Annotated in this window: 13 protein-coding genes and 3 pseudogenes; 2 read left to right on the top strand and 14 right to left on the bottom strand. The window is 68.7% G+C overall.

Translation table 11 applies throughout. From position 1 onward, the window contains the following. Positions 1-106: 106 nt before the first annotated feature. The 6 genes from pilW to H0I39_RS16155 all read right to left on the bottom strand — a co-directional run bounded on the left by pilW (position 107) and on the right by H0I39_RS16155 (position 7468). Entirely contained in the window at positions 107-1843 is a 1737-nt protein-coding gene (pilW, locus tag H0I39_RS23440; protein ID WP_180551171.1) for a type IV pilus biogenesis/stability protein PilW, read from the bottom strand. After that, complete coding sequence (gene rlmN, locus H0I39_RS16175) at positions 1840-3015, bottom strand: dual-specificity RNA methyltransferase RlmN (protein WP_180551845.1); 1176 nt, start codon at positions 3013-3015, stop codon at positions 1840-1842. Before rlmN ends, pilW begins: the two co-directional genes overlap by 4 nt. Before the next feature lie 17 nt (positions 3016-3032). After that, on the bottom strand, positions 3033-3458 hold the full coding sequence (ndk, locus tag H0I39_RS16170) for a nucleoside-diphosphate kinase (protein ID WP_180551170.1): 426 nt from the start codon (positions 3456-3458) through the stop codon (positions 3033-3035). A gap of 267 nt (positions 3459-3725) precedes the next feature. Beyond that, complete coding sequence (locus tag H0I39_RS16165) at positions 3726-5120, bottom strand: pseudouridine synthase (protein WP_180551169.1); 1395 nt, start codon at positions 5118-5120, stop codon at positions 3726-3728. Positions 5121-5287: 167 nt separating this feature from the next. Further along, positions 5288-6319, bottom strand: a complete 1032-nt coding sequence (gene scpB, locus H0I39_RS16160) for an SMC-Scp complex subunit ScpB (protein WP_180551168.1) — start codon at positions 6317-6319, stop codon at positions 5288-5290. A gap of 138 nt (positions 6320-6457) precedes the next feature. Further along, positions 6458-7468 carry an RluA family pseudouridine synthase gene (locus H0I39_RS16155; RefSeq protein WP_373368347.1) on the bottom strand — a complete coding sequence of 337 codons (1011 nt, stop codon included), beginning with the start codon at positions 7466-7468 and terminating at the stop codon, positions 6458-6460. Positions 7469-7518: 50 nt separating this feature from the next. On the opposite strand from H0I39_RS16155, the gene H0I39_RS16150 reads away from it, so the two are divergent. Further along, entirely contained in the window at positions 7519-8322 is an 804-nt protein-coding gene (locus H0I39_RS16150; RefSeq protein ID WP_180551167.1) for an outer membrane protein assembly factor BamD, read from the top strand. Between the two features lie 288 nt (positions 8323-8610). Here the strand turns inward: H0I39_RS16150 and yoaA are convergent. Then, positions 8611-10702 (bottom strand): annotated as a pseudogene (gene yoaA, locus H0I39_RS16145) (DNA repair helicase YoaA). Beyond that, positions 10653-10856, bottom strand: coding sequence for a YdcH family protein (locus tag H0I39_RS16140; protein ID WP_180551166.1), 204 nt, complete (start codon positions 10854-10856; stop codon positions 10653-10655). Before H0I39_RS16140 ends, yoaA begins: the two are co-directional and overlap by 50 nt. Positions 10857-10944: 88 nt before the next feature. On the opposite strand from H0I39_RS16140, the gene H0I39_RS16135 reads away from it, so the two are divergent. Next, positions 10945-11742 carry a PP2C family protein-serine/threonine phosphatase gene (locus H0I39_RS16135; RefSeq protein ID WP_180551165.1) on the top strand — a complete coding sequence of 266 codons (798 nt, stop codon included), beginning with the start codon at positions 10945-10947 and terminating at the stop codon, positions 11740-11742. A gap of 48 nt (positions 11743-11790) precedes the next feature. Here H0I39_RS16135 and H0I39_RS16130 read toward each other — a convergent pair whose 3' ends face one another. The 6 genes and pseudogenes from H0I39_RS16130 to H0I39_RS16110 all read right to left on the bottom strand — a co-directional run bounded on the left by H0I39_RS16130 (position 11791) and on the right by H0I39_RS16110 (position 19266). Then, complete coding sequence (locus H0I39_RS16130; RefSeq protein ID WP_180551164.1) at positions 11791-12201, bottom strand: hypothetical protein; 411 nt, start codon at positions 12199-12201, stop codon at positions 11791-11793. After that, positions 12198-13301 carry a cell division protein ZapE gene (gene zapE / locus H0I39_RS16125; RefSeq protein WP_180551163.1) on the bottom strand — a complete coding sequence of 368 codons (1104 nt, stop codon included), beginning with the start codon at positions 13299-13301 and terminating at the stop codon, positions 12198-12200. The genes H0I39_RS16130 and zapE overlap by 4 nt, the downstream gene beginning before the upstream one ends. Positions 13302-13536: 235 nt before the next feature. Next, positions 13537-14859: a dihydrolipoyl dehydrogenase gene (gene lpdA, locus H0I39_RS16120; RefSeq protein ID WP_308645874.1), complete on the bottom strand. Its 1323-nt coding sequence runs from the start codon at positions 14857-14859 to the stop codon at positions 13537-13539. Next, positions 14847-14966, bottom strand: a pseudogene (locus tag H0I39_RS22540) (FAD-dependent oxidoreductase); the annotation flags it as partial. The pseudogene H0I39_RS22540 and the gene lpdA, both read right to left, overlap by 13 nt. Before the next feature lie 72 nt (positions 14967-15038). Continuing rightward, complete coding sequence (gene odhB / locus H0I39_RS16115) at positions 15039-16301, bottom strand: 2-oxoglutarate dehydrogenase complex dihydrolipoyllysine-residue succinyltransferase (protein ID WP_180551162.1); 1263 nt, start codon at positions 16299-16301, stop codon at positions 15039-15041. Between the two features lie 93 nt (positions 16302-16394). Then, positions 16395-19266 (bottom strand): annotated as a pseudogene (locus tag H0I39_RS16110) (2-oxoglutarate dehydrogenase E1 component). Between the last annotated feature and the right edge of the window lie 158 nt (positions 19267-19424).

Here is a 19424-nt window from a genome sequence, read left to right as displayed (position 1 = left end):
TTTCAAACGGCCGCGGAGCAGGCCATGCGCGAACGCCGACGCCGGGGTCCCCCGGCGTCCAGCGTTGTCCCCCAGGGGAAGGCGCCGCAGGCGACTCAGGGGAGCGTCATTTGATCTGGAAGCGGGAAACGGTGGTCTTGCTCAGGCTGCGGTGGTCGAACGGCTCGCCGCGCACGGTCACGTCCACTGCGTCCTTGCGTCCGATGGTGACGGACAGGGGCACCTCGCCGCTCAGGCCCAGGGCTTCGCCGGCGGCCAGCGCACGGTTGATGAGCTGCTTGCCCGCCGCATCGCGCACCGTCAGCCAGGTCTCGGCCTTGGCGGCGAAATGGATCAGGTCGTCACCCACGGCCGTGGCAGCGGCTGCTGCCGAAGCCGGCGCTGCCGGCGCGGGCTGCGGCACCACCTGCTCGGCCGATGCGGCGCCGGCCGGCATCTCGGCCGGGGCCAGCGGTTCGGCCGGCGGCGCGACCGCCGGCTCGACGCTCTCGCGCACCGTGCCGTCGCCCGCGGGCACCGTGGCCGGCGGCGCACCCAGCTGGATCGGCAGCGTGGGCAGAAAGTACAGCGCCGCCGCGCCCAGCAGCAAACCCACCACCGCGATGAGCAGGGGCTTGGAGAAGGTGCTGGCCAGCACGGGCGCCGGCCGGTCGCCGGTGCGGCGGAAGGGCTGGTTCAGGCTCTGCCCAGCGGGGCGCAGGCCGGGCGCGGACACGGGCATGCGCTCGAGCACCGGCGCCGGGTCGGTGCCGAAGGCTCGGCAGATGGCCGAGGCCAGGCCGCGGGCGAAGGTCACGTCGGGCAGCAGGTCGAGCCGGTCGTTCTCCAGCGCTTCAAGCTTCTGCGGCGACACCTTCATGGCGCTGGCCAGCAGCATCGGGTCGACACCCGCCGATTCGCGCAGCTGGCGCAGCATCTGGCCGGCCGATGCCGGCGGCACGGCACCGTCGGCAGGCGCCAGCGGTGCGGGCTGCGTGCCGGGCGCGGCCACCGTGCTGTCGTGAAACCCGGAGGTGCGCTCACTCATCGAAAGCCCCCGTTCATAGGACAGCAGCTCGCGCGATTGCGGGAAGCGGCGGCGCAGCTGCGAGGCCAACTGCTCCATGGCCTGGCGGTTGTTCATGCGGCGCTCCACCTTGATGCCCAGCCACAGCGATTCGGCGTTGGCCAGGTCGGAGTTGTTCAGGCGGCGAATGTAGAACTGCGCGCGGTTGTAGTCGCCGCGGTTGTACAGCAGCTGCGACAGGTTGAACGCCGTCACGGGGTTGCCGGCGTCCAGCTCGTAGGAGTGCATCAGTGTCTTCTCGGCGCCGGCGGTGTCGCCGGCACGCGCCTGGCACACGCCCTGCGCCATCAGGGTCTTGGCGCGGTCCTGGTAGGTGGGCACGGCGACGGCGCGCTGGAAGGCCTGCGTGGCGTCGTCGTAGCGCCCGGCCTGGCAGTGCAGCCAGCCCAGGTTGTGCATGGCGTTACCGTCGCGCGGGTTGAGGGCGATGGCGCGCTGGAAGTTGGAGATGGCCAGCGCGTTGTCGCCCAGCGCCATGTAGATCAGCCCGCCCAGGTTGTAGGCGTCGGGGTAGTTCGGGTCGGCCTGCAGGGCGCGCTTCTGCTCGTCCAGCGCCACCATGTGCTGGCCGTTCTCGTAATAGCCCGCCGCCAGCGCCAGGCGCGTGCGGGCGCGCTTGCGGGCGTCGGATTCGTCGGAGGCGGTCTGCAACTCGGGCGGGATGTCGCCGCCGGGCTGCGTGGCGCAGCCGCCCGCCAGCGCCGCCAGGCCGGCCCAGGCCAGGGCCAGCAGCCAGCGACGGGACGGCATGGCCGGGCGGAATGGATGAATGTTCATGGAACAACCTTTCTCTGCGCCGCCGTGGCCGGCGGGGTCGGCACCTGGTGCAGCACGATGGTGCGCTGTCTGGCGATGCGGTCCTGCACGCGGGTGCGGTCCTGCACGTCGCCGGCCAGCTGGCCGCAGGCGGCGTCGATGTCGTCGCCGCGCGTCTTGCGCACGGTGGTGACGATGCCCGCATCGTTCAGCAGCTTGCCGAAGGCCAGCACGCGCGCCATCGGCGAGCGCGTGAGGCCCGATTGCGGGAACGGGTTGAAGGGAATCAGGTTGAACTTGGCGCGCAGGCCGTCGGCGCCGTGCCGGCGCATCAGGGCGATCAGCGCCTGGGCGTGCTCGGGCTGGTCGTTGACGCCGTCGAGCATGCAGTATTCAAAGGTGATGAAGTCGCGCGGCGCCGCGGCCAAGTAGGCGGTGCAGGTGCGCAGCAGTTCATCGATGGGGTATTTGCGGTTGAGCGGCACCAGGTGGCTGCGCAACTCGTCGGTGGGTGCGTGCAGCGACACCGCCAGCGCCACCGGACAGTCGCGCGCCAGGCGCTCGATCATCGGCACCACGCCCGAGGTGGACACCGTGACGCGGCGGCGCGACAGGCCGTAGCCATGGTCGTCCAGCATGGTGCGCAGCGCGGGCACCAGGCGATCATAATTTTGTAGCGGCTCGCCCATGCCCATCATCACCACGTTGGAGATGACACGCTCTTCGGTCTTCAGGTGCCGGCGCAGGAAGTGCTCGGCAAACCACAGCTGCGCCACGATCTCGGCCGTGGTCAGGTTGCGGCTGAAGCCCTGGTGGCCGGTGGAGCAGAAGCGGCAGCCCACCGCGCAGCCCGCTTGCGATGACACGCACAGCGTGCCGCGATCATCCTCTGGAATGAACACGCCTTCGATGGCGTTGCCACCACCGACGTCGAACAGCCACTTGATGGTGCCGTCGGCCGATTCGTGCTGGCTGATGACGGGCAGCGCGGTGACCTGCGCCTTGCCGGCCAGCTTCTCGCGCAGCGACTTGGCCAGATCGCTCATCTGGCTGAAATCGGCCACGCCGCGCTGGTGAATCCAGCGGAACAGCTGGGTGGCGCGAAAGCGCTTTTCACCCAGCGTTTCGCAATAGGCGGCCAGGCCTTCCAGGTCGAAGTCGAGCAGGTTGACGGGGTCGTCATGCTGCGTCAGGCCGCCTTTCGATGGCCTTATCGGCTGTAGATGGCCAAGCCGGGGAAGAAGAACGCCACTTCGACAGCGGCCGTCTCGGGCGCGTCGGAGCCGTGCACGGCGTTGGCGTCGATGCTGTCGGCGAAGTCGGCGCGGATGGTGCCCTTGTCGGCCTTCTTGGGGTCGGTGGCGCCCATCAGCTCGCGGTTCTTGGCGATGGCGCCCTCGCCTTCCAGCACCTGGATCATCACCGGGCCGGAGACCATGAAGTCCACCAAGTCCTTGAAGAAGGGACGCTCCTTGTGCACGGCGTAGAACTGCTCGGCCTCGCGCTGCGACAGGTGCTGCATGCGGGCAGCGATGACCTTCAGGCCGGCGGCCTCGAAACGGGCGTAGATCTGGCCGATGACGTTCTTGGCGACGGCGTCGGGCTTGATGATGGAAAGGGTGCGTTCGGTAGCCATGTTGAGGATGTTTTCCTGTGGTTTCGGGAATCGGTGTTTGCCCGCCTGGGCAAAGCCCTTCATTCTAACCAGCGGGCCGTGACGACGCCGCGGCCGGGGCGGGTTGCACTGCACGGCGGCGGGGCCATGAACGGCGCCTGAGCCAGGGTTGGCCGCACCCCGCCATCATCAATAACCATAGCTGCTTGCGCTGGTTATAAAACGATTTCAGATAGAAAACTATCTGAAATCGTTTCAATACGTGCGCAAGCAGCTATCAAAACCATACTAACCGCGCCGCCCGCCACCGCCACGCCGGCCACCGCCACCACCGCCCGGCTTGCCCCGGCCCTGCGCGCGCTGGCGCTGAAAGCTGTCGGCACCGATGTAGCCCTGCGAGGTTTTCAGCGGATCGGGCTGGTTGCCACCACCGGCACCGCCGCCCTGCCCGCCGCCACCGCTGCGGCGGCGCGGGCCGCCGGCAAAGGGGCGCGGCGCATCGTCCTGCGGGCGGCCGCCGGCGACGTTGGGGCGCGGGCCGCTGCCCCGGCCGCGGTCGCTGCGGGCGCGGCGCGGCTGATCCTGCGGCTTTGGACGCGGCTCGGGCGCGCCGCGGATGACGCGCTCGGGCGTGCCCGAGGCCTCGCCCAGCGCGCGGATGTCGCGCTCGCCCAGTTCCATCCACATGCCGCGGCGCAGGCCGCGTGGCAGCATCATGGCGCCGTAGCGGATGCGGATCAGCCGGCTGACGGCGTGGCCCACCGATTCGATCATGCGGCGCACCTCGCGGTTGCGCCCTTCGCTGATGGTCACGCGGTACCACTGGTTGGCGCCTTCGCCGGTGCCCTCTTCCTTGATCGAGCCGAACTGCGCCATGCCGTCGTCCAGCGGCACGCCGTCCAGCAGGCGCTGCTTTTCTTCATCGCTCAAGGCGCCCAGCACGCGCACGGCGTATTCGCGCTCCAGGCCGAAGCGCGGGTGCATCAGCCGGTTGGCCAGCTCGCCCGAGTTGGTGAACAGCAGCAGGCCCTCGGTGTTCAGGTCGAGCCGGCCGACGTTCTGCCACTTGCCCTGCCCCGGCTGCAGGCGCGGCAGCTTGCGGAACACGGTGGGGCGGTTCTGCGGGTCGTCGTGCGTCACCACCTCGCCCACCGGCTTGTGGTAGGCCAGCACGCGCGCCGGCGGCGGGGCGATGCGCAGCTTGACCGGCCGGCCGTTGATCTTGACCGTGTCGCCGAACTGGATGCGCTGGCCGATGTGCGCCGGCTGGTTGTTGACGCTGATGCGGCCTTCCAGGATCAGCTGCTCCATCTCCAGCCGCGAGCCCAGGCCGGCCTGCGCCAGCACCTTGTGCAGCTTCGGCTGCTCGGGCTGCGGCAGCAGCACGCGCTTCGGAAGAGCGGCGGGTGCGTCGGCCTCGGCGTCGAAGCGGCCAGAGACGACGTCGTCGAACGCGACGGGTTGCTCGGGGGCTTCGGGGCGGGCGGGCTTCTCAGTCGGCTGGGCAGCGGCTTCAACGGGTGATGAGGCATCGGCAGCGCTGACGGCACTCTCGGGCGTTTCTGCAGGCGTTGCCTCCGACACAGGCGCGGCCTCGACGGGTGGCGCGGCTGTCACTTCTTCAGCCACCTCGGGCGACGACGCTGGAGCTTCGTTTTCAGTAGCGCCCGGCGCTTGATCCACGGGCGCTGGAGCCACTTTTTCCTAGAACGCGTCGTCTTCGGATTGATCGCTTCCGGCTCAGCGGCAGGCGCTTCAGTTGCTTCGTTTTCAATAGTTTCCGGCGCTTGATCCACGGGCGCTGGAGCCATTTTTTCTTCGCCCGTGCAGGACGGGGCGTGGGTGCTGCGTCAGGCGCCGGCGGGGTCAACTCGTTCGGCTCGTCGGGATTCATGGCTGCTCTTCGTCGGTGGAAGGAGGGGCGTCGTCGGACGGCGTTTCGGGGTGGTCGGCGGGAGTGGGCAGATCGTCAGGCGACGGCAGATCGGTGTCGACCTCGGGCATGGCATCGGCTGCGGTGTGGGCATCCGGTTCAGGTGCGGGCTCTGGCTCGCGCTCCAGCTCCGGCGGCGCGTCCAGGCCATCGGCCACGGGGGCGCTTCGACAGCGGTCACTGCTTCGCCGTCGGGCAGCACCGGCCCGGCCGCGAACTCCGGTTCATCTGGCACGCCATCCGTGAACACCGTCTCGGCGGCGTGGGCGGCGTGGGCTGCGAGGGCAGCTTCGGCGACCACGGGTTCCGCTGTTTCGGCCGCTTCGGGCGCCTGCGCCATCTCAGCATCCGCATCGGCAGCAGGCGACTCGGCGCCCACGTCTGCGGCCGCCTCGCCCTCAACCCCCAGCGCGTCGAACATGCTGGCCGCCTGCTCGCTGGGCGATTCCAGCATCGGCAACTGGTCCAGCGATTCCAGCCCCAGATCGTCCAGGAACTGGCGCGTGGTGGCGTAAAGGCCGGGCCGGCCCACGGTCTCGCGGTGGCCGATCACCTCGACCCAGCCGCGGTCCTCCAGCTGCTTGATGAGCTGCGAGTTGACGGTGACGCCGCGGATGTCCTCGATGTCGCCGCGCGTCACCGGCTGGCGGTAGGCGATGATGGCCAGCGTCTCCAACGTGGCGCGGGTGTACTTGGGCGGTTTCTCGGGGTGCAGGCGGTCGAGGTATTCGCGCATCTCGGGCCGGCTCTGAAAGCGCCAGCCGCTGGCCACCTGCACCAGCTCGACGCCGCGCTGCGCCCAGTCGTCCTGCAGCTCCAGCAGCAGGTTCTTCAGGGTGTCGGGGCCGACCTGGTCGTCGAACAGCACGCGGAACTCGCGCAGCGGCATGGGCTGCTGCGCGCAGATCAGGGCGGTTTCAAGGATGCGCTTGGCGTCCACTGAATTCACGGTGACGGGCTCTGTGTGGGGGCACGCGGGTGTGTCGCGTGCGGGTTCAGGATGGCGTGGAAGGCGGGCCGCTCACGCGGCGTCGGCAGCGAAACGGCGCGGCGCCGAACGGTGCGATTCGTATCGCCGTGGCGCCAGTCACGTGGCTGTGTCGTCTGCGGGCATTGTAAGGCCGCAGGCCGCCAGCGCCGCCGCCAGGTCAGCCGGCAGCGGCGCGCTGAAATCAAGCGCCTGGCCGGTGATGGGGTGCGCGAACGCCAGCCGCCGCGCATGCAGCGCCTGCCGCGCCAGCCCCGCCGCGGGCGCGCCGCCGTACAGCGCATCGGCCACCAGCGGATGGCCCAGGTGGGCCAGGTGCACGCGGATCTGGTGCGTGCGGCCCGTGCGCAGCAGGCAGCGCAGCAGGCAGAACGGCTCCGCGTTCTGCAGCAGCGTGAACAGCGTCTGCGCCGGCTTGCCGGCGTTCCGCTCCAGGTCGACCACGGCCATGCGCAGGCGGTTGCGCGGGTCGCGGCCGATGGGCGCGTCGACTTCGCGCTGCGCCGGGCCACTCCACGGCCGGTGCGCCAGCGCCAGGTATTCGCGCCGCACCTCGCGCGCGGCGATGCGCGCCACCAGCGCGTCCATGGCCGGGCGCGAGCGGGCGACGACCATCAGCCCGCTGGTGTCCTTGTCCAGGCGGTGCACGATGCCGGCGCGCGGCAGCTGCCGGGCCTTGTCGTCGCGCGCCAACAGGCCGTTGAGCAGCGTGCCGCTCCAGTGGCCCGGTGCTGGGTGCACCACCAGGCCGGCGGGCTTGTCGATGACGGCCAGGTGCTCGTCCTCGTACACCACGGCCAGCGGCATGGCCTGCGGCACGAAAGCCTGGCTCATGGGCGTGGGGCGCAGTTCGATAACAACCTGATCGGCCGCGCGCACCTTGTGGGCCGGTTTGGTGATGGCGCGGCCGTTGACCTGCGCTGCGCCGCCTTCGACCAACTGGCTCAGGTAGTTGCGCGAGAACTCGGGCACCAGCGCTGCCAGCGTGCGGTCCAGCCGGTCGCCATGGTGCGTGGCGGGCACCGCCAGCGTGCGCGATTCGGAGGCCGAGGCCTCGTCGGCGAGTTCGTCGTCCACCTCGGCCGCCCCGGCGCCGGGCCCCTTCGCCAGAGGGGGCGTCGATATAATGGACCGAGCTTGATTCAAGAGGTTTGCCACTGATGCAACGTGCCCGATTATCGGCTGCCAGCGCCGCAGTTCTGACACTGGCCGCGCTGCTGTCAGCCTGCTCCACCAAGCCCGTCGACAAGACCGCCGGCTGGAGCCCCAACCGCATCCACGCCGAAGCCAAGGACGAACTCAATTCCGGCGCCTGGGACAAGGCCATCCCGCTGTACGAGACGCTGGAAGGCCGCGCCGCCGGCACGCCGCTGGCGCAGCAGGCGCAGCTGGACAAGGCCTACGCGCAGTTCAAGGACGGCCAGAAGGCCGAGGCCATCGCCACGCTCGACCGCTTCATGCGCCTGCACCCAGCCAGCCCGGCGATTGACTACGCGCTGTACATGAAGGGCGTGATCAACTTCAACGACGAGCTGGGGCTATTCGCCTTCCTGTCGCGGCAGGACTTGTCCGAGCGCGACCAGAAGGCCGCCAAGGAAGCCTTCGAGTCGTTCAACGAACTGGTCACGCGCTTCCCCGATTCGCGCTACACGCCCGATGCCCGCGCGCGCATGCGCTACACCGTGAATGCGCTGGCGCAGTACGAGGTGCACGTGGCGCGCTACTACTACCAGCGCGGTGCCTACGTGGCCGCCGTCAACCGCGCGCAGCAGGCCATTGCCGACTACCGCGACGCGCCGGCGCTGGAAGAAGCGCTCTACATCCTGACCCAGGCCTACGACAAGCTGGGCATGAACGATCTGCGCGACGACAGCAAGCGCGTGCTGGACCAGAACTACCCCAACAGCGTGTACCTGACGCGCGGCTTCCGCGGACCGGACAAGCCGTGGTGGCAGATCTGGTGACAACCCCTGAGCGGCTGACGCCGCTTCCCTTCTCTCGCTGCGCTGCGCTTCGCGGGAAGGGGACACAGCCGGTGCGCGGCACAGGTCCGCGCACGGCTGTCGCTGGCGTGGCCTGCTCCGCGGCCGTTCGATTCCTTGTCTTTCGATCCTCGGCTGACGATGGCCTTGGCCTGCTGTGGGAGCGGGCTTGCCCGCGATGGGCGTTTGTGCAGGGCGATGCGCTGCATCGCGGCCAAGGCCGCTCCTACAAAGATAGCTGCTTGCGCTGGTCGTTCGGCGATTTCAATATCAAAGCATATTGAAATACCCAATCATCCAGCGCAAGCAGCTCCTTTCTGAAGCACCCTGCTCCACCAACGCCCGCAGCGCGGCATCGAAATCGGGCGCCGTTGCCAGGCGCCGCATCGGCGGCAGCGCGGCCAGCAGGCGGCGGCCGTAGCCCATCTGGGTCAGGCGGGTGTCGCAGATGACCAGCAGGCCGGTGTCGGTCTCGCGCCGGATCAGGCGGCCAGCGCCCTGCTTGAGGGCCACGGCCGCCTCGGGCACCGAATAGTCGGCAAAGGCGCTGCGGCCTTCGCTTTCGATGCGGCGGCAGCGTGCCTCGACCAGCGGGTCGCCCGGCGGCGGGAAGGGCAGCTTGTCGATGACCACCAGTTGCAGCGCCTCGCCCGGCATGTCGATGCCCTCCCAGAACGAGGCCGAAGCCACCAGCACACAGCCGGGCCGCCCGCCCGCGTTGCCGGCGCGAAAGCGGTCCATCAGCACGCGCTTGGGCAATTGGCCCTGCACCAGCACCTCAATGCCCGAGCCGGCGGGAAAGCGCTCCGCCAGCGCCTCGCCAATGCTGCGCAGCGCGCGCAGCGCGGTGGTCAGCACCATGGTGCGGCCGCCCAGGCGTGCCGCCGCGTCGCCCGCCAGGCGCGCCACGTCAGCGCTGTGCGCCGGGTCGTTGGGGCGCACGATGTGCGACGGCACGTACAGCGCGGCCTGGCGCGCGTAGTCGAAAGGGCTGCCGATGCGCAGCACCTCGGCCTGCTGCAGGCCGCAGGGCTCGGTGAACCAGCGCAGGCGCTCGTCGTCGCCCAGCGTGGCCGAGACGAACACCCAGGCGCGCGGGCGGCCTTCGGCATCGGGCGCGGGCAGCAGGCGCGTGCGCACCGTCTCGGCAATGTCGAGCGGCGACTCGACCAGGCGCAGCGACTGGCTCACGTCGGCCCAGCGCACCAGCGCCACGTCGCACGGCGCCGCGAAACGCTGCACACGCGCAGCCAGCGCCAGCGCGCGCTCGTGCAGGCGCACGAAGTCGGGGCCAGCTCGCTCACGGTGTCGAGCGCGGCGGCGGCGGCCTGCAGCGCCGTGTGCAGTCGCGCCAGGCTGGCCTGCCATTCGCCCGGCTCCACGCCATCAGGCGCCTCGCCCGTCCAGCGCAGGCGGCTGGCGCCGCGCACCTGTCCGGCGGCCATGCGCAGCTGGCGCGCGGCCATCTCCGCGCCGCTGGCCAGCTGTGTCCAGTCGCACAGGCCGCGCGCCTGCTGCAGGCCGGCGCCCAGCAGATCGCGGGCGAAGTCCAGCAGCTGCCCGGTGGCCAATTGCTGCCCGAGGAACTGGATGCCGGTCTCGTTGAGCGAATGCGCCTCGTCGAACACCACCACGCGCACCGTGGGCAGCAGCTCGGCCATGCCGGATTCGCGGATCGCCAGGTCAGCGAAGAACAGGTGGTGGTTGATGACCACCAGGTCGGCCGCCAGCGCCTCGCGCCGCGCCAGGTTGACGTGGCAGGCGCGGAACCTGGGGCACTCAGCGCCCAGGCAGTTCTCGCGCGTGCTGGTGACCAGCGGGATGACGGGCGAGCGCTCGTCCAACCCCGGCAATTCGGCCAGATCGCCCGTGCGCGTGGTCTTCGACCATCGCTCCACTTTCGATAGCGCGTGGCGCAGGTGCGGTGCCGAGCCGGCAACGCTTTCGCCCGCAAACTCCAGCCGGTGCAGGCACAGGTAGCTGGCGCGCCCTTGAGCAGCGCGGTGCGCACCGGCACGCCCAGCGCGCGCGCCAGGCGCGGCAGGTCGCGCCCGAACAGCTGGTCCTGCAGCGTCTTGGTGGCGGTGGACAGCAGCACGCGCTCGCCCGACAGCAGGGCCGGCACCAGGTAGGCGAAGGTCTTGCCGACGCCGGTGGCGGCCTCGGCCACCAGCACGCCGCCCTGCTCAATGGTGCGCGCCACGGCCTCGGCCAGCCGCATCTGCCCATCGCGCGCCACGAAGCCCTCGGCCGCCTGTGCCAGCGGGCCGTGGTCGGCAAAGTGGATTGCACCGCCTGCTGCAGGGGCGTGCTCATGCGGGCTCTTTGGGGTCGAGCGCCGCCTCGAGCCGCGCGATGACATCGCGCAGGGCCAGGCGGCGCTTCTTCAGGCGCTGCAGCATCAGCTGGTCGACGGGCGATTGCGCGCTCAGGCGGTCGATCGAGGCGTCGAGATCGGCGTGCTCGATGCGCAGTTCGATCAGCTGGCGTTCAGGGGAATGCAGGTTGGCCGTCACTGGAAAGCTACAAAAACGGAAGTCGCTCGGACTTCGTTCAATAATACGGCCTTGACGACCACGCATGGCCGCCAGGCCCCAAGAGAACATGGACAAAGGCTATCGACTCAGCGCCGCCACCGGCCTGCACAAGGGAGACCGCGAATACCAGCAGGACCAGGTGGGCCTGTTCGCCCACCCGCGCATCGCCGGCTGCGTGATGGGCGTGGTAGCCGACGGCATGGGCGGGCGCACCGGCGGGCGCAAGGCATCCGACCAGGTTCTGCTGACCTCGCGCCAGCTGTTCGAGCGCTTTGCGCCCGAGAACGAAGACCCGGCATCGCTGCTGCGCCAGGTGGGCGAAGAGGCGCACCTGGTGATCAAGCTCACCGCCATCGCCGCCGAGCAGGAACCGCACAGCACCATGGCGGCCTTCCTCATCAACCCCGGCGGCGAATGCCACTGGGTGCACACGGGCGATTCGCGCCTGTACCACTTCCGCGGGCCCACGCTGGTGCGCCGCACCAAGGACCAGTCGTACGTGCAGGCGCTGGTGGACCAGGGCGAGATGAGCGAGGAAGAGGCCTCGGTGCATCCCAAGTCGAACGTGCTGCTGAGCTGCCTGGGCACCGAGGACGAGCCGCGGCTGGACGCCCACTTCATCCCGCAGCTGCAGATCGGCGATGCGCTGCTGGCCTGCACCGACGGGCTGTGGCACTACTTCACCACCGAGGAGCTGGGCTCGGTGCTGAACTCGCTGCCGCCGCGCGAGGCCAGCGAGCTGGTCGACAAGGCGCGCACGCGCGCCATGGGCGGGGGCGACAACCTGTCGCTGGCCATCGTGAAGGTGGAGCCGCTGACCGACAACAAGCCGGTGGTCGGCTCGGCCTTCGCGCCGCTGCGCTGAAGGCTGCGGGCGCGCCGAACGCCCGCACTGCCTCAAGAAAAAGCCGCCTCAAGGGGCGGCTTTTTGCTGCTTCTGCTCCAGCTGGCGCAGGCGCTCGGCGGTGCGGCGCTGGCGCTCCATCTCGTTGAGCAGCAACTCTTCCTGGCGCAGCTGGTCCATGGCGGTGCGGCGTTCGACACGCGCCTTGCGCACGCAGTCGTTGACGGCAAAGCGGCGCCAGCAGGCCAGTTCGGCATCGTGAAAGCGCTGCTGCGCCGCGCTGCGGGCGCTGGCGATGCGGCTGCGCTCGCCTTGCAGCCAGGGCGCGAAGTCCTTGTCGGCCAGGTGGGCGGGCATGGCCACGGTGACCGGCGCGGGTACGGCTGCCGACTCGGGCGCCGCATCGGTGGCGCCGCGCGAGGCGCAGCCGGCGACGCCCGCCACAACGAGCACGGCAAGCAGGTGAATGGCGCGGTTCATGTGATCTGAGTATCCACGGTGCGGTGCTCCAGCGCCAGGTACTCGGCCGACTGCATTTCGTTGAGGCGCGAGACGGTGCGCGGAAACTCGTGCGCCAGCGGACCTTCGGTGTACAGCAGCTCGGGCGCCACGGCGGCCGAGAGGATGAACTTGCATCGGCGGTCGTACAGCACGTCCACCAGCCAGGTGAAGCGCCGCGCCTCGCTGGCCATGCGCACCGGCATGTGCGGCACGCCCGACAGCAGCACGGTGTGGAACTGGCTGGCGATCTCCAGGTAGTCGTTCTGCGAGCGCGGGCCGCCGCACAGCTTGCGGAAGTCGAACCACACCACGCCGCCGGCACGGCGCCGCGCGGTGATCTGGCGCGCCTCGATGTGCAGCACCGGGTCGTCGTCGCGCGCGTTGGCGGCCAGACGGTTGAAGGCGTCGTCCATGGCCGCATCGGCGGCGGGGCCGAGCGGGGTGTGATAAAGCTCGACCTGCTCCAGCGTGCGGCGGCGGTAGTCGGTGCCGTTGTCGACATTGACCACCTCCATGCGCGCGTTCAGCAGCGCTATGGCGGGCAGGATGCGGTCGCGGTGCAGGCCGCCGGGGTACAGGTCGTCGGGCTGGAAGTTGCTGGTGGTGACGAAGCCCACGCCGTTGTCGAACAGCGCCACCAGCAGGCGGTGCAGGATCATGGCGTCGGTGATGTCGGCGACGTGGAACTCGTCGAAACAGATCAGCTTGAACTTGGCCGCCATGCGCCTGCCCAGCTCGTCCAGCGGGTTCACGGTGCCCTGCAGCGCGGCCAGCTCGCGGTGCACCTCGCGCATGAACTCGTGAAAGTGCAGCCGCGTCTTGCGCTTGATCGGCACGGCGTTGAAGAAGCAATCCATCAGAAAGCTCTTGCCGCGGCCGACGCCGCCGTACATGTACACGCCCTTCGGGATGTCGGGGTGGTTGAAGAGCTTCTTCAGGCGGTTGGAGCGCCTGTCCTTGTACGCCGCCCACTCGTCGGCGCAGCGCTGCAGCGCATCGACGGCGCGCAGCTGCGCCGGGTCGCTTTGAAAGCCCCGCGCCTTCAGCTCGGCCTCGTAGGCGTCACGCACAGTGTTCATGCTTTGTCGCTCGCTCCGCGGCTCCATCCGTCTTCAGCCCGCCCCGCCCTGCCGCCGCCGCGCCGCGGGCATGAAAGCGTTGGGGCAACGAAAAAAGGGGGTAACTTCTTGAATTTTTCAGTATCAAAAAACGGCTTTCTCGCCCAAGCAGCGGGCGCAAGCAGCTCTTTTTTCATACCTCAAAATGGCGCCAAATGGCTATCGCCTGTTCTGGCGCCACGCGGCCGCCGGCCGGTCAGAAGTTGAGGGTGCGCTTGTCCACCGCCAGCGCGGCTTCCTTCACCGACTCGCTCAAGCTGGGGTGCGCGTGGCAGATGCGCGCGATGTCCTCGCTGCTGGCGCGGAAGGCCATGGCCACGCAGGCTTCGGCAATCAACTCAGATGCCATCGGGCCGACGATGTGCACACCCAGAATCTCGTCCGTCGCCGCATCGGCCAGGAACTTGACCATGCCCGTGGTGTCGCCCAGCGCGCGTGCGCGGCCGTTGGCCATGAAGGGGAAGGTGCCGGCCTTGTACTTCACGCCCTCGGCTTTCAGCTGCTGCTCGGTCTTGCCGACCCAGGCGATCTCGGGGCTGGTGTAGATGACCCACGGCACCAGGTTGAAATCGACGTGCCCGTGCTGGCCGGCGATGCGCTCGGCCACGGCCACGCCCTCTTCCTCGGCCTTGTGCGCCAGCATGGGGCCACGCACCACGTCGCCCACCGCCCACACGCCGGGCAGGTTGGTCTTGCAGTCGTCGTCGACCACGATGGCGCCGCGCTCGTCCAGCTTCAAACCCACGGCCTCGGGGTTCAGGCCGTTGGTGTTGGGCACACGGCCGACGGAGACGATGAGCTTGTCGACTTCCAGCGTCTGCGCCTCGCCCTTGGCGTTGGTGTAGGCCACGCTGACGCCCTTCTTGCCGGTCTTGACCTCGCCCACCTTCACGCCCAGTTCGATCTTCAGGCCCTGCTTGTCGAGCGCCTTCTTGGCCTCCTTGGCGATCTGCTCATCGACCGCACCCAGGAAGGTCGGCAGGCCTTCGAGCACCGTCACGTCGGCGCCCACGCGGCGCCACACGCTGCCCATCTCCAGGCCGATCACGCCGGAGCCGATCACGCCCAGCTTCTTGGGCACGGCACCGATGCGCAGGGCGCCGTCGTTGCTGAGGATGGTCTCTTCGTCGAAGGCCACGCCCGGCAGCGGGCGCGCGTCGGAGCCGGTGGCGACGATGACCTGCTTGGCCGTCAGCGTCTCGGGCTTGTCGCCGGCGACAGCGATCTCGTAGCCGCCATCAACGGCTTTCACGAACGAGCCACGGCCGTGGAAGAACGTGACCTTGTTCTTCTTGAACAGGTACAGGATGCCGTCGTTGTTCTGCTTCACGACCGCGTCCTTGCGGCCAATCATCTTGGCCACGTCCATCTTCAGGTTACTCAAGCTGATGCCATGCTCGCCAAAGTGCTTGCCGGCGTGCTCGTAATGCTCCGAAGATTGCAGCAGCGCCTTGACGGGATGCAGCCCACGTTGGTGCAGGTGCCGCCGGGCGCGGGCTTGCCATCGGCGGTTTTCCACTCGTCGATGCAGGCCACATTCATGCCCAGCTGGGCGGCGCGAATGGCGCCGATGTAGCCGCCGGGGCCAGCGCCGATGACGATGACGTCGAATTGTTTGTTGCTCATGATGAATCTTCTCGAACCGGGCGAAGCCGCCCACAAGAACACGGCCCGATCAAGGGCCGTGTCGTTTTCCGCTTAAATATCGAACAGCAGGCGCGCCGGATCTTCCAGCGCCTCCTTCATCGCCACCAGGCCCAGCACGGCCTCGCGGCCGTCGATGATGCGGTGGTCGTAGGACATGGCGAGGTAGTTCATCGGGCGCACCACGACCTGGCCGTTCTCGACCACGGCACGATCCTTGGTGGCGTGCACGCCCAGGATGGCCGACTGCGGCGGGTTGATGATGGGGGTGGACATCATCGAGCCGAACACGCCGCCGTTGCTGATGGAGAAGGTGCCGCCGGTCATCTCCTCGATACCCAGCTTGCCGTCGCGCGCCTTGGCGCCGAACTCGGCGATCTTTTTCTCGATGTCGGCAAAGCTCATCTGGTCGGCGTTGCGCAGGATCGGCACCACCAGGCCGCGGGGCGAGCCGACGGCGATGCCGATGTCGAAGTAGCCGTGGTAGACGATGTCGTTGCCGTCCACGCTGGCGTTCAGCACCGGGTACTTCTTGAGCGCATGCACGGCGGCCTTCACGAAGAAGCTCATGAAGCCGATCTTGACGCCGTGCTCCTTCTCGAACTTCTCCTGGAAGCGCTTGCGCATGTCCATCACCGGCTGCATGTTCACCTCGTTGAACGTGGTGAGGATGGCGTTGGTGGATTGCGATTGCAACAGGCGCTCGGCCACGCGGGCGCGCAGGCGCGTCATGGGCACGCGCTGCTCGGGGCGGTCGCCCAGGTCGGGCGTGGCCGGGCCGGCCACCTGGGGCAGCGCCTTGGACGGCACGCCGGTGGGGATGGCGGCGGGCGCCTTGGCCCCACCGCCAGCCACGGCGGCCAGCACGTCGCCCTTGGTCACGCGGCCGTCCTTGCCGGTGCCGGGCACGCTGCCGGCGGCCAGCTGGTTGTCGGCCATCAGCTTGGCGGCGGCGGGCATGGCGATGCCGGCCTTGCTGCCACCCGCGGCGGCGGGTGCAGCCGCGGGGGCCGCTGCGGGTGCGGCGGCAGCGGCTGGCGCTGCAGCCGGCGCGGGCGCGGCGGCGCCGGCCACGGCTTCGGTGTCGATGCGGGCCAGCAGCTGGTCGGCCACCACGGTGGCGCCGTCGGCCTCGACGATCTCGGTCAGCACGCCGGCGGCGGGCGCGGGCACTTCGAGCACGACCTTGTCGGTCTCGACCTCGATCAGGATTTCATCGACGGCGACGGCCTCGCCCGACTTCTTCTTCCACTGCAGCAGCGTGGCCTCGGCCACGGATTCGGACAGTTGGGGGACTTTGACTTCAACGATAGCCATTTGAATTCTTCCAGTGGTGTGTGATGCAGTTCAACGACAGGGTTTGAGAATTAAAAACGGCTGCAGCGCCCGTCCGTCGGGCGCTGGCAGCTCTTATTTTTGAAGCGCAAAGCCCTTGAGGCGGCCAAACGCGGCGTCGATCAGCGCCTTCTGCTGGTCCTGGTGCAGGTGCGCGTAGCCCACGGCGGGCGATGCCGAGGCGGCACGGCCGGCGTAGCCCAGCTTCTGGCCCGCGGCCATGTTCTCGTGGATGTAGTGCTGCACGAAGAACCAGGCGCCCTGGTTCTGCGGCTCGTCCTGGCACCACACGACTTCGGTGGCATTGGGGTACTTCTTGAGTTCGGCCGCGAACGCCTTGTGCGGGAACGGATAGAGCTGCTCGACGCGCAGGATGGCGACGTCGTCCATGCCCTTTCCTCGCGCCGCTTGGCCAGGTCGTAATACACCTTGCCGGAACAGGCGATGACGCGCTTGACCTTGTCGGCCTTGAGGCTGCCCTGGTCGCCGATGACGGTCTGGAAGCCGCCCTTGGTGAACTCGGACAGGGGCGAGGTGGCGTCCTTGTTGCGCAGCAGGCTCTTGGGCGTCATGATGATCAGCGGCTTGCGCAGCGGGCGGATCATCTGGCGGCGCAGCACGTGGAAGATCTGGCTGGCCGTGGTGGGCTGCACCACCTGCATGTTGGTGTCGGCCGAGAGCTGCATGAAGCGCTCGAGCCGCGCGGAGGAGTGCTCCGGCCCCTGGCCTTCGTAGCCGTGCGGCAGCATCAGCGTGATGCCGTTGATGCGGCCCCACTTGACCTCGCCCGAGGCGATGAACTGGTCGATGAGCACCTGGGCGCCGTTGGCGAAGTCGCCGAACTGCGCTTCCCAGATCACCAGCGTGTTGGGGTCGTTGGAGGCGTAGCCATATTCGAAGCCCAGCACCGCCTCTTCCGACAGGATGGAGTCGATGACGGTGAACGGCGCCTGGTTGTCGGCCACGTGCTCCAGCGGCACGTAGGTGCCCACGTCCCACTTCTCGCGCTTCTGGTCGTGCAGCACGGCGTGGCGGTGCACGAAGGTGCCGCGGCCGCAGTCCTCGCCCGACAGGCGCACCGGGTAGCCGCTGGCGACCAACGAGGCAAAGGCCATGTGCTCGCCCATGCCCCAGTCGACGTTGATGTCGCCGCGGCCCATGGCGGCACGGTCTTCCAGCACCTTGCGCACCAGGGTGTGCACCGTGAAGCCCTCGGGCACGGTGGTGATGCGCTCGGCCAGGCGCTTCCATTCGGCCAGGGGATGGCGGTTTCGGCCGCGTCGGTCCACTTCTGGTTGAGGAAGGGCGACCAGTCGACCGCGTACTTGCTCTTGAAGTTGGTCAGCACCGGATCCACGGTGTGCTTGCCGGCGTCCATGGCGGCGCGGTAGGTGGCCACCATCTCGTCCGGGCCTTCGGGCGTGAGCACGCCCTGGGTCACCAGCTTGTCGGCATACAGCTTGCGGGTGCCGGGGTGCTTGCCGATCTTGGCGTACATCAGCGGCTGCGTCAGCATCGGCGTGTCCTGCTCGTTGTGGCCGAGCTTGCGGAAGCACACGATGTCGACCACCACGTCCTGGTTGAAGTCCTGGCGGTACTGCAGCGCCAGTTGCGTGGCCAGCACCACCGCCTCGGGATCGTCGCCGTTCACGTGCAGTACCGGCGCCTCGATCATCTTGACGACGTCGGTGCAGTACAGCGTCGAGCGCGTGTCGCGCGGGTCGCTGGTGGTGAAACCGATCTGGTTGTTGATGACGATGTGCACCGTGCCGCCGGTGTAGTAGCCGCGCGTCTGCGCCAGCGCCAGCGTCTCCATCACCACGCCCTGGCCGGCAAAGGCGGCGTCACCGTGCACCAGCACCGGCAGCACGCTGTCGCCCTCGGCGTCGCCGCGGCGGTCCTGGCGGGCGCGCACGCTGCCCTCGACCACCGGGTTGACGATCTCGAGGTGCGAGGGGTTGAAGGCCAGCGACAGGTGCACCGGGCCACCGGGCGTGCTGACGTCGGAGCTGAAGCCCTGGTGGTACTTCACGTCACCGGCGGGCAGGTCTTCGGGCGCCGTGTGGTCGAACTCGGCGAACAGCATCGCCGGCATCTTGCCCAGCGTGTTGACCAGCACGTTCAGGCGCCCGCGGTGCGCCATGCCGATCACGATTTCCTGCACGCCCTGCTTGCCGGCCTGGTTGACCAGCTCGTCCATGGCGACGATGAAGCTTTCGCCGCCTTCCAGCGAGAAGCGCTTCTGGCCGACGTACTTGGTGTGCAGGAAGCGCTCCAGACCCTCGGCGGCGGTCAGGCGCTCCAGCACGTGGATCTTCTGCTCGGCGCCCAGCTGCGGGTTGGTGCGCGCGCTCTCCAGCTTCTGCTGCCACCAGCGCTTCTGGCCCTGGTCGGTGATGTACATGAACTCGGCGCCGATGGTGCCGCAGTAGGTTTCGCGCAGCGCGTTCAGCAGATCGCGCAGCGACATGGTGTCCTTGCCGAAGAAGGTGTTGCTGGTGTTGAACACCGTCTCCATGTCGGCATCGGTGAAGCCGTAGAAGGACGGCTCCAGCTCGGGGATGGGCGGGCGCTCGGCGCGTTTGAGCGGGTCCAGATCGGCCCAGCGGGCGCCGACGTTGCGGTAGGCGGCGATCAGCTGCTGGACGGCGGTGCGCTTGCGGCCAAGTTCGGAATCGGCGCCGGACGCCTGCACCACCTGCGTGCCGCCGGCCTTGGCGCGCTCGGCAAAGGCGTTGATGACGGGCAGGTGCGGCACGTCCTTGGCGTTGCTGCCATCGACGGCGGGCACGTGCTGCAGGGCATCGAAATACTCGCGCCACGAATCGGGCACGCTGCCGGGATTGGCGAGGTAGTTTTCGTACATCTCCTCGACATACGGCGCGTTGCCGCCGAAGAGATAGGTGTTGCCCTGGTAGGTTTGATAGACGGATTTCGTCTCGCTCATTGCTTCGCTGACCTTTCACCCCCTTAAGGAGGCTCAAGCTGGTGGAAAAACCTTCCGCGTCACGGCTGAACCGGTTGGCGGACGCGACTGGCTGGGAAGGGCCGGGATACTTCGCAAAAATCGATTGTGCCACCGAAGCCTGACGCTGGCGTGACCGG

It is taken from the genome of Ottowia beijingensis (genome assembly GCF_013423955.1).
Taxonomy (GTDB): domain Bacteria; phylum Pseudomonadota; class Gammaproteobacteria; order Burkholderiales; family Burkholderiaceae_C; genus Ottowia; species Ottowia beijingensis.
Note: the sequence above shows the minus strand (reverse complement) of the source record. Positions and strands in the feature narration are given on the sequence as shown.